The organism is Streptomyces sp. 2A115, from assembly GCF_052245575.1.
In the GTDB taxonomy this organism is placed as follows: Bacteria; Actinomycetota; Actinomycetes; order Streptomycetales; family Streptomycetaceae; genus Streptomyces.
On sequence record NZ_JBQQCG010000147.1, the window covers coordinates 1 to 14,676 of the forward strand.

Here is a 14,676-nt window from a genome sequence, read left to right on the forward strand (position 1 = left end):
GGCGCCATGAACCAGTTCGACCAGCTCTTCGACGGCCGCCTCTCCGCCAACCGGGTATAGGCCGAACGGCAGACACCAGAAACGACTAGACCAAACAGACTAAAAACACCTAATTCCTGATAGACCCTCCTGGAATCCGCGGTTGATCCCGTGTTGTCGGGGCGCGCCAGGAGATGGTGGCTTTGCCGGTGAGGCGGCGGGCCATGAGGTCGGTTATGGCGTCGGCCGGGTGACGTCGAGGACCTCGACGGTCAGCCGGTCGTCGTACGTATCGCACAGGTCTTCCAGAGCTGCGGGGCGGCGGACGGTGGCCGTGACGTGGTCGCCGCGCTGGAGGGCGTGCTCGGTGGGCTGATGTTCTGCCGTGCTCCCATGCCTGGTGCCACCGTTGTACCGACCGCACGCTGACGCGTAACTGTTTGGCGAACGCGGCATTGTCGTGTCCCAGGGCGAACAACTCGGCCGCCTGCATCCGAATGTGCTCGCGAAACACCCGCCGCTCCGCGGTCAGCCCGCCCCCTTGCGGACACCTCATGTGACCGGCCTACTGTCACAACCACAGCTTGTCAGCCCCGCGACATCACGCCAGCAAGGACTTTAGAGGCTCACTGCCGTCGCCAGTCCCGGAAAGCGGTGAGCAGCTGCTGCCTGGCGTCCGGTGAGATGAGGTCCGGCGTCAGTTCGCCCGTTGTGGCGATCGTCTGACGGAATTGATCGAGGTAGCGCTCGCACCCGGAGCATTCCGCCAGGTGCTCGATGAAGCGTCGCTCGTCCTCTTCGGACAAGGCACGCTCGATGAAATCGGTCACCAACTCCACGAAGTCATTGCAGTTCACGCGCGCCCCCTCCCGCCCGCCACGTCATGGGCACCGGGCAAGTACTCCTCCAGCCTACGGCGCAACATGGCCCTGGCCCGATGGAGGAGGACGCGTTGGTTTCCCGGCGAGATCTCCAGCAGGGAACACACTTCCTCCGAGCCGTACCCCGCGACATCGCGAAGGGTGATCACGGTACGGAGGCGGGGTGGAAGCTCGTCGATCGCATCCGCGATCACCTTGCGAACTTCGCCGCGTAACACATGGTCCTCGGGCATGTGCCAGGGACGCGGTTCCTGCCCGACGGCCCAGTGTCCGGCGTATTGCTCGCCGGGGACACGGAACCGTGAGGCGTCCACCGTCGGCCCTTCCTCCTCCGGCAGCAGACTGGCGAAAGGAACGGTCCTGCTCTCCTTTGTGCCGCGCGTCTTGGCCGTGTTGACCAGGATCCGGTACACCCAAGTCTTCAGGGATGAACGGCCTTCGAAGCCGCTGATCCCCCTGATGACCGCCAGCCATGTGTCCTGGACGGCCTCCTCCGCGGAGTCCTTGGTCGACACGAACGACATGGCCAGCCTGAGCATGCTGCTCGACCAGTTGTCCAGCACCAGGGCGAACGTCTCCTCGTCACCGTCACGCAGCCGCTGGACCAGGACCTCGTCCGGGGGCAGTTCGCGTGCGCCCGCCATTCATCTCTCCTTGCTGACTGTCAACTGGGAGTGTCAGCCTAGGCCAGCTCAGCGAGTGCGATCGTGTAACGGTACGTTCGTTCATGTCCCGGTCAGGATTTTCACGGCCATGGAGACTGGGCGCCGGCGGGCTGTCAGTCTCGCCGCAAGCCGCGGAACGCGCCGAGCAGTTGGTCGCGCGCTTCGGTGGGCAAATTCTGGCCGGGCAGCGCACCCAGGACCGCAATGGTTTGCCTGAACTGGTCGAGATAGGTCTCGCAGCCGTCGCACTCCACCAAGTGCACGAGGCAACGCAGCTCGGTCGGCTCATCTACGGAGCCGTCGAGAAAGGTGGTCACCAGCTCAACGAACTCAGCGCAGTTCATGAAACCTTCCTGTTCCCACACAGTGGACGGACGGTCGACTCCTCAGCCGGGCATGCCACCGAGCGGCCCTGTAGGGGCGCAGCTGGTCGTGTACGGTCAGGGGTTCAGAAAACGATACCGCGTCGGACGGCGACCGGACCGAGCAGCCCGCCGAAATCGTGTCGAGGCTGTTGCTGCGATCCGTGTCGCGATGCCAGAGTCCGCCCCTTCAGCAAGACACGTCGGACAACACATTGGAACAAGTCCATGGCGTCCCGACCCACCTTCCGCTGACGTCGGCGTCACCAAGGTCGACTTCGCCCTGTCCGCCCCGGGGCCCTGGACCGCGCCGGGCTGCGACCTGGCCGGAACCCTGCATCTGATCGGCACTCGCCAGGAGGCCCTCGTCGCAGAACGCGCCATCCTGGCCGGCCGCTACCCCGGCCAGCCCTACGTCCTCGCCTCCCAACCGAGCGTGGTCGACCCCACCCGCGCACCGGCCGGAGCCCACGCGCTGTCCATCTACGCCTACGTGCCGCACGGCTCCCCGGGTGGACGTCACCCCCACCGTCATCGCACAGATCGAACGCTTCGCCCCCGGCTTCCGCGACTTGATCCTGGCCCACCACACCCCCACCGACGGCGTAAGAAGGAGGGAGGAGGACGGGAACGACCACAGCCCGCCGTTCTCTTCAAGTGATCACTCGGCGAATTCCGAGTTGACCTTCGGGGCCAGAGCCTGCAGTACGACGGTGCCGGTGCGGAGCTGACGGTGGGGGCGCCCGGGGTTATTTGCGGGGGGTGCGGTGGGGGTGGCGTGCTGAGCCCCGTAGGCGGCGGAGGATGCTGCGGTACGGGCGGGCGAGGCGTGCCCGGTATGAGGGCGCTCTGATGGGCAGTAGCACGAGTGTGACTGCGAGCGTCACGGCCAGCAGGAGCTCCCAGTTGGCGGCGTAGTCGAGGGGCAGTGCGGACGGGTTGCGGCCCTGGCCCTGGCGCAGGAGCAGCGGCAGTGCCACCAGCGTCAGGCAGCCGCCCACGACCAGGCCGCCGCGCAGTACGCCGTACCCGTGCCCGTTGCCGACTCCGGAACCGTCGCCGTCCTCCTTCCCGTACGCGCTGCCGAACGGCCGTCGCAGCGCGGCCCCTACCAGCAGCACCAGCGGCACCAGCAGCCCGTCGTGCACCGCCACCGCGCCCGCGAGCCACAGCAGCACCTGCGGCACCGTGTCCTCGCGGGTCTCGGTGACGAGCAGCCAGCCGCCGATCCCCAGCAGCCATGCCCCCGCCGTACCCAGCGTCCAGCGCAGCGCGGTCACGTCAGCACCTCTATCCGTGAAACCCACTTCGTCTGCAGCACACCCGGCCGGTTCGGCGCGATGATCCGCGCCGGATAGCCGTGATCGGCGCTCAGCACGCGACCGTTCACCCGCAGCGCCAGCAGCGTCAGCGGGTCACGGGCGTACGAGGCGCCCATCTCCGTCACGCCGTAGGCGCCCGCCCGCTGTAGCGAGACGATGCGCAGCCGCGCGTCGTGCGGCGCGTCCGCGCGGTCGAGGAGGTCCCGTATGCGGACCCCCTCCCAGCGCGCTGATGCGCTCCAGCCCTCTACGCAGGCGATCGGCAGCTCCTCCGTGTGCTGTGGCAGCAGGGCCAGTTCGGGGAGTGTGAGGGCGTAGGGGCGCGGCCCGGTCACCTGGAGCCGCCAGTCGCGTACGGCGGTGGCGGAGACGCGGGCCTGTGCGGCGGTGCGGTTGATCGGCAGGCCTTGTGTGCCGTGGTCCGGGTGGCGGGGTGCGAGCAGGTCCAGAGGGCGCAGGGGGGTGAAGGTCTGCCCGGCGGTGACCACCGTCACCGTGCCTACGGCCGCGCCCACCCCGACGAGCAGCGACCGACGGTCGCGCGCGTCCGGCGCGGGCAACTGCCGTGTGCCCGGCGACCGGTGCCGCCAGTGCGCGGCGATCAGCGGTGCCTTGACGGCCAGATGCAGCAGCAGCGCGCCGACCATCACCCAGGCCAGTGCCCAATGCACCTGCCGGAAGGAGAACGGCCACGGGTACCACTGCGCGATGTTGAGCAGCCCGAGGAACAGCTCCAGCAGCCCGGAGGCGACGAGCACGGCCACCGACAGTCGTTCCAGCGCGTGCCGGACGCCGCGCACCGGCGGCGTGACGAACAGCCGCGGGTACACCGTCCAGAGTTTGGCCAGCAGCAGCGGCACCGCCGCGATGCCGCTGGCCACGTGCAGGCCCTGACTGAACCGGTAGCCCCACACCGGCCGGGTCGGCAACCGGTCCGCGACCGCCCCCGGCGGCTCCTGCAGGACATGGCTGACCACACCGGTGACGAAGCACACCAGCACAGCCGCGCCCAGCCAGCGGCCGATGACGGTGGCGGTACGGGGATCGTGCAGCTGCCCGTGGAACCGGGGCAGCACCCCGCGGGATCGCGGCGGCGTCCCACGGAACCGAGGCGATAAGAGGAGTTTCATGCCCCCATCCCACCGTTCACCGGCAACGGATTCGAGGGGCCACGTGCTTACGAAACACAGACGTCCGATGGCCCCGCCGAAAGTCAGGACCGTGTGTATCCGGCGGAGCACAGCATGACGCGGACCGGTGGCCCGGGCCGACCGCGCCACCGCCCGCTCACTTCGTCACCCGCCGGCCGGGGCCGGCCCACCAGTCCGACCTCAAGACCTCGTGGAAGTGGAAAGGGCGGCTGACTGTGCACATCACATGGGACCGGTGGGCTGTGCCCACCGTCAGGGGCGAAGTGCTGGACCAGAGCGGAGACTTGGAACCTCGACAACTGGCCGACACCGAGGCCGTGGGCGATGCCGTCGACCCGGCGGGGTGGACACGCCGCGCACGTAGCAGGTGGCGATCACGGACATCAGGGCCTGCTCGGACCGCTCCGTGTTGATGCGGATACTGTGTACCGATGCCTGATCGCGGACCCGAGGTCCGGCGCCTAACCCACTTCGAGGTGGGTCTCGGCGGTGCGTGAGCCTGCTGCGTCCGCGCCGAGGAACGTATGCAGGATGTCGGACTTGCTGCCAACACTTGCGGTGAGTGGTACTTCCGGGTCGACTCTGGCATGGCTCATAACGTAACCGCCACCTGCTCCCGTGCTGTCAGGACGGTAGGGCCGAGTCGGTGCCGGCATGACCAATAGTCTGACCTGGGACAATTGACGCGTATTCATTGCAGACTCTATAACTTGAAAGATGGGATCGGGCCGCGGGAGGCCCTCCGGCTGCGAAGGAGCAGCCCTGGGTGGCCCTGTCTGAGCGCACGGCCGGTCATTGCGCCGCTGCGATAGTGATCAAGAACCGACGCGCGGGGTGGTCATCAGCGATCTTGAGGCCCTGCGGCGGTGGCGGATTCCCCGCGAGCCAGGGTTGGGCGCCCAGCTGCCGCCTTGACCTGACACTTCATCACGCCCCGAAGTGTGCAGCCAGCGGAAGAAAGAGGTACGGCGCATGACGAACGATATCGGCAGGCACAGCGACGAACCCCGTGGTCACTCCACCATCGGCACCGCTGTGGCCTCCGCCGCGCCCAGCGCTGGGAGGTCGGCGCGTGCGGCCCTCAAGAAGCCGAGGCCGACACTGCTGGAGCAGATGGGCGGTCCGACGGGGCTGGTGTACACAACGCTGCTGGTGGTGGCATTCGTGCTCGCCAACTCCGCCTTCGGCCTGGAGGTTGGCACCGTCACCGCCGTCGGCGTCACCCTGGCGATCACCGCGCTGAGGCTGACCCGCAAGGAACCTGTCCAGTCGGCCCTCTCAGGCGTCCTCGGCGTCGCGGTTGCCGCATTCGTCGCCTATCAGACCGGATCGGCTATCAGACCGGATCGGCCAAAGGATTCTTCCTCCTGGGCATCTGGACCAATGCCTTCTTCGCCGGGGTGTTCCTGTTGTCGGTACTCCTGCGTCGCCCGCTGGCCGGGATCGTGTCAACGGCACTGGAATGAGCTGGGCCCAGGACAAGCTCAGCCGCCGCTACTACAGCATCGCCACCCTGACCCTGGCTGTCGTCTTCGCCGCCCGCTTCGGCGTCCAGCAGTGGCTGTACACGGAGTACGCCACGGGGTGGCTCGCCACCGCCAAGATCGCAATGGGCACGCCCCTCTTCGCTCTCGCCTTCCTCGTCGTTCTGTGGGCGGCCCGCCGCTCCTCCAAGCGCCTCAAGACCCTCGACCTCACCCAGCAGCCACACCAGACCCAGTAGGCGCATCTGCGGACCATCACCTGACGACGCGGGCCACTGCTCACCCACCGGCAGAGAGCAGCCCGAAACCCGGAGAAGTAATCGCATGTTCGCCGCTCCGCGCAAGGTCCCGCACCTCACCGCCGAGGACTTCTTCCGTGCCCTCTCCGCACCGCCGCATCGATCTCGCCCGACGGCACCAGGATCGCCTACCTGGCGCCGTGACGGGGACGGCTCAATGTGTGGGTGGAGAGCGTCGACGCGCATGAGGAGGCGCGTTGCATCACCGCCGACGACAACCACAGCGTGCAGGTCTACCACTGGACGGACGACCCGCGGTGGCTGCTCTACGAGCAGGATGGCGACGGCGACGAGAACCGGCACGTCTACCGGGTCGACCTGGACAACCCGGACGCCGAGGCGGTCGATCTCACCCCCTTCCCCGACGCCAGGGCCGTGGGCATCGAGACGTCTCCCTCTCGCCCCGACAAGGCCCTCCTGCACCAGAAGGTCGCGACAAGCGGCCGGGATCGGGCTGGCAGCCGGTCAGCGGGCCGCCCGGCAGACGGAATCCACGCCGTGCGCGGACGACCTCGTCCTCGCCGTCGCGTCTCCGCCCGGGGACTTGTAACGCTCGTGCGGTGCGCCCGCTCTGAACGTCTGACAGCGGGCGCTGGAGCCCCCCAATCCCGTATGGCCCTCGCCCTCCTCCCCCCGGCGGAGGCCATGCGACTACCGGAGACATCCATGACTCTGCTCAGAAGACTCTTGTTCGGCATCACCGCTGGACTGCCCGGTGGCGCGGTCGTGGCGGTCGTGGCGAACCCGTCGTGGATCCCATGGGTCGCGCACACGGTGGTGCTGGGAGCCGTGCTCGGCCTCCTCTTCGGCGAGCACCGGCAGAGCAACGGCTCGGCCTTCTCCGTCGGTCTGTTCATCGGCCTGCTCGACTGGGTGACCTGGACACTCACCCTCGCTCCCGTGCTGGAGGGGAAGACGCCGTCATGGACGATCGCGGTGGCCGTGTCGCGCTTTCCCGAGCTCGTCGGCGCCGCTCTGTTCGGCGCGATCGCCGGGCTCACCTTCCACGCCCTCTCGACCTGGCGCCCGCCTCGGCCGGCGCCCCAGTGGGCCAAACAACCGCCGCCTCCCGTCTGGGTGTTCACCTACCGGTCGGCGTCTGTGACCGGGAAGCTGATCATGGTCGGTGGCACGGTGATCGCGGCGAGGAACGCCTGGGTGGAGTCATGAACACGGTCTGTGAAGAATCGTTGCGTTTTGCGGTGCTGGGGCCGGTCCGGGCGTGGTGCGGGGAGCGTGAACTGGACCTGGGGTCGCCGCAGCAGCGGGTGGTGCTGGCGGTGTTGCTGTTACGGCGCGGGCGTCCGGTCACGGTCGCCGAACTCGTCGACGCCGTATGGGGCGACAGGCCGCCGCCTTCGGCTGTGTCCGTGCTGCGTACCTATGCGTCGCGGCTGCGCAAGGTGCTGGAGCCCGGGCGTGCGGCCGGTGAGTCCCCGCGGGTGGTCGTTTCGGCCGCGGACGGGTATCTGGCCCGTGTTCCGGAACATCTTGTGGACCTGGGGGTGTTCGAGCAGCGGGTGGCCGAGGCGAGGAGGCTGCGTGCCGCGGGTGAGGTGGCGGCCGCGGCGGAGCTGTTGTACGCCGCGCTCGAGGGGTGGGAGGGGACTGCGCTGGCCGGGCTCCCCGGGCCGCTGGCCGAGGCCGAGCGTTCCCGGCTGGCCGAGGTGCGGCTGACCACGCTGGAGACCCGCCTGGACACCGACATCCAGCTCGGGCGCCACAGCGAGGTGATCGCCGCGCTGACCGCGCTGACCGTTGAGCACCCGCTGCGGGAGGGGCTGCGAGAGCTTCTCATGCTGGCGCTGTACCGGTCGGGACGGCAGGCCGAGGCGCTGGCGGCGTATCGCAGGATACGCAGCACCATGGTGGCCGAACTGGGCATCGAACCCGGCGTGTCGCTGCGGGAGCTGCACGACCGCATACTGACCGCCGACCCGTCACTGGACCTTGCCGCTGCGCAGGAGGCCGGCCCGCAGGAGTCCTTGGCCGCCGAGCAGCCGGCTCGCCCCGCACAGCTGCCCGCCGACCTGGCCGCCTTCACCGGCCGTCAAGGCGAACTGGCGCGGATCCAGGCCCTGTTGCCGGACGAGGGGGAGCTGCCGTCCACGGTGGTGATCAGCGCGATCGGCGGCATGGCGGGCATCGGCAAGACCACGCTGGCCGTGCACTGGGCCCACCGGATCGCCGACCGCTACCCCGACGGACAGCTCTACATCAACCTGCGCGGCTTCCACCCGAGCGGCTCGATGGTGTCACCGGCGGAGGCGATCCGTATCTTCCTCGACGCGCTCGGCGTCCCCGCGCAGCGGATACCCGCCTCCCCCGACGCCCAGGCGGCGCTGTACCGCAGCCTGCTCGCCGGCCGGCGGATGCTGATCCTCCTCGACAACGCCCGCGACACCGAACAGGTCCGCCCCCTGCTGCCCGGCTGCCCCCGCTGCCTGGTCATCGTCACCAGCCGCAGCCAGCTCATCGGCCTGATCGCAGGCGACGGGGCGCATCCGCTGACACTGAGCGCACTGACGCCTGCCGAGGCACACAGCTTCCTGCTGAGCCGCATCGGCGCCGCACGGCTGGCGGCGGAACCCCAGGCGACAGACGAGATCATCGCGCGCTGCGCCCGGCTGCCGCTGGCCCTGGCCATCGTCGCCGCCCGAGCCGCCACCCACCCCGGCTTCCCACTCGAAGCCATCGCCAAGGAACTGCGCGACACCCAGGGCAGCCTCGACGCCTTCGCCGGGGGCGACCTCACCACCGATGTACGAGCGGTCTTCTCCTGGTCCTACGAGGCCCTGTCCACCCCGGCCGCCCGGCTGTTCCACCTGCTCGGCCTGCACCGGGGCCCCGACATCTCCGCGCCCGCCGCGGCCGCCCTCGCCGGGCTCCCCCTACGTGAGACCCGCGGCCTGCTCACCGAACTCACCCGCGCCCACCTGCTCACCGAGCACGCACCGGGCCGCTACACCCTGCACGACCTGCTGCGTGTCTACGCCGCCGAACGCGTCGTCACGCAAGAGCCACCACAGGAGAGGGACCGGGCCGTGGAGCGGCTTCTGTGCTGGTACCTGCACACCGCCGACGCCGCCTACACCCACCTCACCCCGCACCGCCGCCGGGTCCCCCTCGAACCGTTGCCCCCCGGCTGCCACCCCCTGGCGTTCACCGCGCACGACCAGGCCCTCAAGTGGTGCGAGACCGAACGCCCCAACCTCGTCGCCGCGGTGCACCAAGCCGCCACATCCCGCCGACCGGGCATCGCATGGCGACTGACCGCCGCCTTGTGGGGGTTCTTCTACCTCCGCAGCCATCTGCACGACTGGCTCGACACCGCCCGTATGGCCCTCGACACCGCCCGCGACGCCCACGACCGCACGGGCGAGGCCTGGAGCCTCAACGACGTGGCCGCCGCACTGACGGCGATGCGCCGCTTCGACGAGGCCATCGCCTGTCTCCGGCAGGCAATCGTCCACTGCCGGGAACTCGGGGACATGTACGGCAGGTGCCAGGCCCTGGGCAACCTGGGCAACGCCTACCTCCAGGCCGGCCGGCTCGACAAGGCCGTCGAGTACATCCGCCGCGCGCTGGCCCTCCACCGGATCAACGCCAACACCTGGGGGGAGGGCATCGCCCTGGCCAACCTGGGCGACGCCTACCGGCGGCTCGGCCGGTTCGACGAGGCCATCGCCTGTCTGGAACAGGCACTGATCGTCCTGCGCGCCAGCGGCAACCGCTGGGTCGAAGGCGTCACACTCGACATCCTCGGCACCCTCCAGCACCGGCTGAACCGCCACGACGACGCGATCGACCACTACCACCAGGCGCTCGACGCGCACCGGGACATCGGCAACCGCCGGGGCGAGGGCCAAACCCTGTACCACCTCGGCGACGTCCACCTGGCCGCCGGCGAGCCGGAGGCGGCCCACACCAGCTGGCGGCAGGCTCTTGCGATCGTCGAGGAATTCGACCATGGTCCACGCCCCTTCGCGGGGCTGCCGCTCCGTCCGGACGCCGAGGAAATCCGGGGGAAACTCCACCGCCTCGACGAACGAACGCCGGACACCGGACCCCATCCCACCACCGCCGGCCTGGAACTGACTCCCAGCCCCACGCACCCGACCACGCCGTACCGCCAGAGAGCCGAACAGCCAGAACACCGCCCACGTCCGTAACAGAAGGGGTCCGAGAAAGACGGAAACCTCAGGAGGACTGGGTCGACCACGGCGTTGGGGTCAGGCTGCTTTGGTGGTGGGTTCGCCCCAACACCGTTGTCGTTCGCTGCGGATACGGGCGCGTTCGCGGCACTGTTCGGCGAGGACGTCGGGATGGCGGGCGTTGGCGTTGCGCCAGCGCAGGGTTGTTGTCCGGGTTCACGAAGCCGTGGCCCTCGTTGTCCTTGACCAGGTATTCGACCTCGACTCCGCGGGTGCGGAGGGCGTCGACGATCTGGTCGGACTCGGCTTTGACGACGCGGACGTCGTTGCCGCCCTGGATCACCATCAGTGGTGTGCGGATCTGGTCCACCCGGCTGATGGGTGAGCGGGCCCGCAGGTCCGCCTCCTGCTCCGGGTCGCTCGGATCACCGGCGTAGAGGTACCAGTGGTTGACCAGGTGGGGCCGCGCGAACTCCAGTACGGTCCGCAGGAAGGTGACGAGGATTGAGACGCCGCAGAAGTTGACCTGCAGCACCGCGTAGCCACGGTTGGCCAGCAGCTGCTCGACGGCGAGGTGCGGGACCGTGTGCGCAATGGCGGACGTACGGACACTCCTTCTGGGTTCGTCTCAGTACTCCGGCCGTCTGGCGGCGACACTCTGTGATCTTGTAAGTCGAAGGCGACAGACCCTGTTTGACCTTGGGACGCCATCGACTTACGAATCAGTTCGGTCGGTGGGCTTGCCGGTACTCGGCGTTCTCAGTCGACGGGGTCGCCGGGCCTTCTTACGCCGTAAGCTGGAGGACTACTTGTCCGGTGCCCATGACGTCGCGGCGAGAGGGGACAACCGTGAACTGCGTTGACTTCGTAGAGCTGGTGACCGATTTCATCGAGGGCACCCTGCCCGAAGAGGACGAGCGACGCTTCATCGAGCACCTGGCGGAATGCTCCGGGTGCGAGCGCTACCTCGATCAATTCCGTCAGACAATCGCCACAACGGGCGAACTGACCCCGGACAGCATCTCACCAGACGCCAGGCAGCATCTGCTCACCGCTTTCAGGGACTGGCGGCGGCAGTGATTCCCTGTACTCAGTAGGACCTGGGCTCAACTCCCCACGCACGTCTGGTTCCTGCCGGGCTACCGTCTGGCCTTCCCTAGTCGGCCCGGCATCGGCCCGATCTGCACCGTCTCCGAACGCTCCACACCCTCGCGGGCGCCTTTCTCTCCAAGGGACTTGTAACGCTCGGCAGGCACGCCCGCACTGAACGTCTGACAGCGGGCGCTGGAGCCCCCAGATCTCGCATGGCCTTCGCCCTCCCCCCCGGCGGAGGCCATGCGACTACCGGAGACATCCATGACTCTGCTCAGAAGACTCTCGTTCGGCATCACCGCCGGACTGCCCGGAGGCGCGATCGTGGCGGTCGTGACGAACCCGTCGTGGATCCCATGGGCCGCTCACACGGTGGTGCTGGGAGCCGTGCTCGGCCTCCTCTTCGGCGAGCACCGGCAGAGCAACGGCTCGGCCTTCTCCGTCGGTCTGTTCATCGGCCTGCTCGACTGGGTGACCTGGACACTCACCCTCGCTCCCGTGCTGGAGGGGAAGACGCCGTCATGGACGATCGCGGTGGCCGTGTCGCGCTTTCCCGAGCTCGTCGGCGCCGCTCTGTTCGGCGCGATCGCCGGGCTCACCTTCCACGCCCTCTCGACCTGGCGCCCGCCTCGGCCGGCGCCCCAGCGGGCCAAACCCCATGTGGTGATCGTAGGTGGTGGTTTCGGCGGGGTGGGGGCCGCGCGTGAACTGGACCGGCGGGTCGGCCGCGGGCTCAACGCTCATGTGACGCTGATCAGCGACTCGAACTTCCTACTGTTCACCCCGCTGTTGGTCGGCGTCGCCTCGAGCACGGTGGAGGCCAGGCATGTGAGCGCCCCGGTGCGTGCCGGGCTCAACCATGCCTCCTTCCTGCACGGGCGGGTGGTCTCGATCGACACGCGGACACGTAACGCGTATGTCTCCGCCGGCACGGAGGGGATGCTCCGCGTGCCGTACGACCAGCTGGTCCTGGCGGTTGGCGCGGTGCCGCACTTCTTCGACCTGCCGGGAGTGGGCGAGCACGCGTTCCCGATGAAGTCCGTCGAGGACGCCACCAGGCTGCGCAACCAGGTGCTGGGCGCGCTGGAGCGGGCCGACCTCGAGCCGGACCCGGCCGAGCAAGCCGGGCTGCTGACGTTCGTGGTGGCCGGCGGCGGATTCGCCGGGACGGAACTGGTGGCCGAACTGTTCGACCTGGTGCATGACGTGCTCCACTTCTATCCGCGTCTGCACGGGCTGCGGCCCAGGTTCGTGATCGTGCACGCGGGTGAGCGGCTGCTGCCGGAGCTGTCGCCGATGCTCGGCCTCTACGCGCAGCGCAAGCTCGACAGACGCGGCATCGAGTTCCGCCTCGGCGCACGCGTGAGCAAGGCCACCGCCGAGGACATCACGCTCGACTCCGGCGAGATCATCCCCACCCGCACCCTGGCCTGGACGGCGGGCAACCGGCCCAACCCGCTGGTGCAGCAGGTTGGGCAGCCGCCGCTCGCCGTGGAACCCACCATGCAGGTCCCCGGCGCACCCGGCCTGTGGGCACTGGGCGACTGCGCGAGGATCCCCGACCCGGCGGGCGGGGTCTACCCGCCGACAGCGCAGCACGCGATCCGCGAAGGCAAGGCGGCGGCGCGGAACATCGCCGCGGTCCTCGGCGGACGCCGTCCCGTCCCGTTCCGCTTCGGCGGGCTCGGCGTGCTGGTCTCGCTGGGGCACCGCACGGCGGCCGGCGAGATCGGCGGCCGACGGGTCTCCGGTTTCCTCGCCTGGGTCCTGTGGCGCTCGGTCTATCTGAGCAAGATGCCCAGTGTGGAGAAACGGCTGCGCGTGCTCGCCGACTGGACCCTCGACCTGGTCTTCCCCAGGGACATCGCCCTCTCGACCAAGGACGACCGTCATGCGTAACGCTGGATTCGGAGCCCTCGCCGGCCTCGCAGGAGGGCTGGTCTTCGGCGCAGTGATGGTGCAGATCGGGTTCCTGCCCACCGTCGCGGCGATCGTCAGAACCGACTCACCCGTCGTGGGCTTTGCCGTCCACCTGCTGATCGCGGCGATCATCGGGAGCATCTTCGGCGTGCTGGTCGCGCGCCAGCGCGAGCTGCTGTTCTGGGGACTCGCGTACGGCGTGCTGTGGTGGTTCCTCGGTCCATTGACGCTGCTGCCGATCCTGCTGGGCGAGCCCGTGGCCTGGGACGTGGCGACGGCACAGGACCTGATCCCCAGCCTGCTCGGCCACCTGGCCTACGGAGCGGCCACGGCCACAGGCCTCGCCCTGCTGTCGCGCAAGGAGCGGCAGCTCAAGCCCGGTCTCCTGGTGCGCGCGTCGGCCGCCGGGCTGCTCGCCGCCGCGGTGCTAGGCCTCGGCTGGAACGGGCTGATCGTCGGTACGCTGGTCGGCGCCTCGTACGCGATGATCTTCGGCGACGCCCGCGAGGGCAGCGGCCCCTCCCTGATCCGCGGCGCCGCCTTCGGTTTCGTGTGGTGGGTGCTCGCGGCGGTGACGGTCTGGCCGTTGCTGGACGGCCGCGGGTTGGAGTGGTCGCCGGCCGCGGTGCGTACCGCCGTGGCGGATCTGCCCGGCTATGTGTTGCTCGGTGCCGGTGCGGCCCTGCTGATCTGCTGGCTGGGCGGTCTGTCGCGGGCGGTGTTCTCCGATGACGTACGCCATGCCCTGGAGGGACGCCTGGTGGTCGGTGGGCGGGTGATCTCGGTCTGGCATGGTGTCATCGCCGGGCTGGCCGGCGGCGTGATCTTCACCGGCGTCATGGTCGCCGTGGGATTCCTGCCGGCCGTCGCCTCCCTGGTCGGCTCGGACTCCGCGGTCGTGGGCCTCGTCATCCACCTGCTGATTTCCCAGGTCATCGGCGTCACCTACGCGGTCTTCTTCCGCCGTCGCAGCTTCGACCCGGCCTCGGGGATCGGCTGGGGTGTGTCCTACGGCTTCCTCTGGTGGGTCCTGGGCAACCTGACGCTGCTTCCCGTGCTGCTCGGTGCCGCACCCCAGTGGAGCGCCACCGCGTTGGCCGTGTCCTTCCCCTCCCTCGTCGGCCACCTCGCCTACGGGGCCGTGCTCGGCCTGGTGTACCAGCGGCTGGAGGAGCGGGTCAGCCCATGGCACCTGACCCGCAGCGAGGCGACCGCGGCCCGGGCGGCCGCGCGTCACGAGCAGACGCTGAGCGCGGCCCCCGCTCTGTGGAGCCTGATCACCTGCGTGGCCCTGCTCATCCCCATCCTGGTGTCCTAGGCAGCCAGGGCGGACAGGATCCGGAAGGCCGTGGAGAAATTGTTCCAGT

At 69.1% G+C, this 14,676-nt stretch carries 10 protein-coding genes and 5 pseudogenes; 7 read left to right on the forward strand and 8 right to left on the reverse strand.

Annotated features, from left to right (window positions below):
• Positions 1 to 316: 316 nt before the first annotated feature.
• The 6 genes and pseudogenes from ACTWQR_RS53840 to ACTWQR_RS53865 all read right to left on the reverse strand — a co-directional run.
• Positions 317 to 535 (reverse strand): annotated as a pseudogene (locus tag ACTWQR_RS53840) (helix-turn-helix domain-containing protein); the annotation flags it as partial.
• 70 nt (positions 536 to 605) lie between these two features.
• Positions 606 to 836, reverse strand: coding sequence for an anti-sigma factor family protein (locus ACTWQR_RS53845; protein ID WP_443234690.1), 231 nt, complete (start codon positions 834 to 836; stop codon positions 606 to 608).
• Positions 833 to 1,504 (reverse strand): RNA polymerase sigma factor, encoded by a 672-nt coding sequence (locus ACTWQR_RS53850; RefSeq protein ID WP_363111355.1) that lies wholly within the window; start codon positions 1,502 to 1,504, stop codon positions 833 to 835. The genes ACTWQR_RS53845 and ACTWQR_RS53850 overlap by 4 nt, the downstream gene beginning before the upstream one ends.
• 134 nt (positions 1,505 to 1,638) lie before the next feature.
• Complete coding sequence (locus ACTWQR_RS53855) at positions 1,639 to 1,869, reverse strand: anti-sigma factor family protein (protein WP_443234691.1); 231 nt, start codon at positions 1,867 to 1,869, stop codon at positions 1,639 to 1,641.
• Positions 1,870 to 2,636: 767 nt separating this feature from the next.
• A complete protein-coding gene (locus ACTWQR_RS53860) occupies positions 2,637 to 3,167 on the reverse strand; it encodes a hypothetical protein (protein ID WP_443234692.1) in 531 nt (176 codons plus the stop codon).
• Complete coding sequence (locus ACTWQR_RS53865; protein WP_443234693.1) at positions 3,164 to 4,339, reverse strand: molybdopterin-dependent oxidoreductase; 1,176 nt, start codon at positions 4,337 to 4,339, stop codon at positions 3,164 to 3,166. Before ACTWQR_RS53865 ends, ACTWQR_RS53860 begins: the two co-directional genes overlap by 4 nt.
• A 1,134-nt stretch (positions 4,340 to 5,473) precedes the next feature.
• Here ACTWQR_RS53865 and ACTWQR_RS53870 point away from each other — a divergent pair.
• The 4 genes and pseudogenes from ACTWQR_RS53870 to ACTWQR_RS53885 all read left to right on the forward strand — a co-directional run.
• Positions 5,474 to 5,611: pseudogene (locus tag ACTWQR_RS53870) on the forward strand (DUF3159 domain-containing protein); the annotation flags it as partial.
• 122 nt (positions 5,612 to 5,733) lie between these two features.
• A pseudogene (locus ACTWQR_RS53875) lies at positions 5,734 to 6,083 on the forward strand (DUF3159 domain-containing protein).
• 225 nt (positions 6,084 to 6,308) lie between these two features.
• Positions 6,309 to 7,313 (forward strand): hypothetical protein, encoded by a 1,005-nt coding sequence (locus ACTWQR_RS53880; RefSeq protein ID WP_443234694.1) that lies wholly within the window; start codon positions 6,309 to 6,311, stop codon positions 7,311 to 7,313.
• The gene (locus ACTWQR_RS53885) at positions 7,310 to 10,315 is read left to right on the forward strand and encodes an AfsR/SARP family transcriptional regulator (RefSeq protein ID WP_443234695.1); all 3,006 of its coding nucleotides are present in this window, start codon (positions 7,310 to 7,312) and stop codon (positions 10,313 to 10,315) included. Before ACTWQR_RS53880 ends, ACTWQR_RS53885 begins: the two co-directional genes overlap by 4 nt.
• Positions 10,316 to 10,375: 60 nt before the next feature.
• On the opposite strand, the pseudogene ACTWQR_RS53890 reads toward ACTWQR_RS53885, so the two are convergent.
• Positions 10,376 to 10,498: pseudogene (locus ACTWQR_RS53890) on the reverse strand (IS630 family transposase); the annotation flags it as partial.
• Between the two features lie 52 nt (positions 10,499 to 10,550).
• Positions 10,551 to 10,832: pseudogene (locus tag ACTWQR_RS53895) on the reverse strand (alpha/beta hydrolase family protein); the annotation flags it as partial.
• A gap of 287 nt (positions 10,833 to 11,119) precedes the next feature.
• Between ACTWQR_RS53895 and ACTWQR_RS53900 the strand changes: the two are divergent.
• The 3 genes from ACTWQR_RS53900 (at position 11,120) to ACTWQR_RS53910 (ending at position 14,627) form a co-directional block, all read left to right on the forward strand.
• The gene (locus ACTWQR_RS53900) at positions 11,120 to 11,377 is read left to right on the forward strand and encodes an anti-sigma factor family protein (protein ID WP_443234698.1); all 258 of its coding nucleotides are present in this window, start codon (positions 11,120 to 11,122) and stop codon (positions 11,375 to 11,377) included.
• 276 nt (positions 11,378 to 11,653) lie between these two features.
• Entirely contained in the window at positions 11,654 to 13,288 is a 1,635-nt protein-coding gene (locus ACTWQR_RS53905) for an NAD(P)/FAD-dependent oxidoreductase (RefSeq protein ID WP_443234696.1), read from the forward strand.
• Complete coding sequence (locus ACTWQR_RS53910; RefSeq protein ID WP_443234697.1) at positions 13,281 to 14,627, forward strand: DUF6789 family protein; 1,347 nt, start codon at positions 13,281 to 13,283, stop codon at positions 14,625 to 14,627. The genes ACTWQR_RS53905 and ACTWQR_RS53910 overlap by 8 nt, the downstream gene beginning before the upstream one ends.
• Positions 14,628 to 14,676 lie beyond the last annotated feature (49 nt).

What these genes read in the sequence shown, in the direction of transcription:
- ACTWQR_RS53900 (WP_443234698.1), top strand. Translation starts at nt 11,120, where the DNA reads ATGACGTCGCGGCGAGAGGGGACAACCGTGAACTGCGTTGACTTCGTA.
- ACTWQR_RS53850 (WP_363111355.1), bottom strand. Translation starts at nt 1,504, where the DNA reads ATGGCGGGCGCACGCGAACTGCCCCCGGACGAGGTCCTGGTCCAGCGG.
- ACTWQR_RS53885 (WP_443234695.1), top strand. Translation starts at nt 7,310, where the DNA reads ATGAACACGGTCTGTGAAGAATCGTTGCGTTTTGCGGTGCTGGGGCCG.
- ACTWQR_RS53855 (WP_443234691.1), bottom strand. Translation starts at nt 1,869, where the DNA reads ATGAACTGCGCTGAGTTCGTTGAGCTGGTGACCACCTTTCTCGACGGC.
- ACTWQR_RS53865 (WP_443234693.1), bottom strand. Translation starts at nt 4,339, where the DNA reads ATGAAACTCCTCTTATCGCCTCGGTTCCGTGGGACGCCGCCGCGATCC.
- ACTWQR_RS53910 (WP_443234697.1), top strand. Translation starts at nt 13,281, where the DNA reads ATGCGTAACGCTGGATTCGGAGCCCTCGCCGGCCTCGCAGGAGGGCTG.
- ACTWQR_RS53905 (WP_443234696.1), top strand. Translation starts at nt 11,654, where the DNA reads ATGACTCTGCTCAGAAGACTCTCGTTCGGCATCACCGCCGGACTGCCC.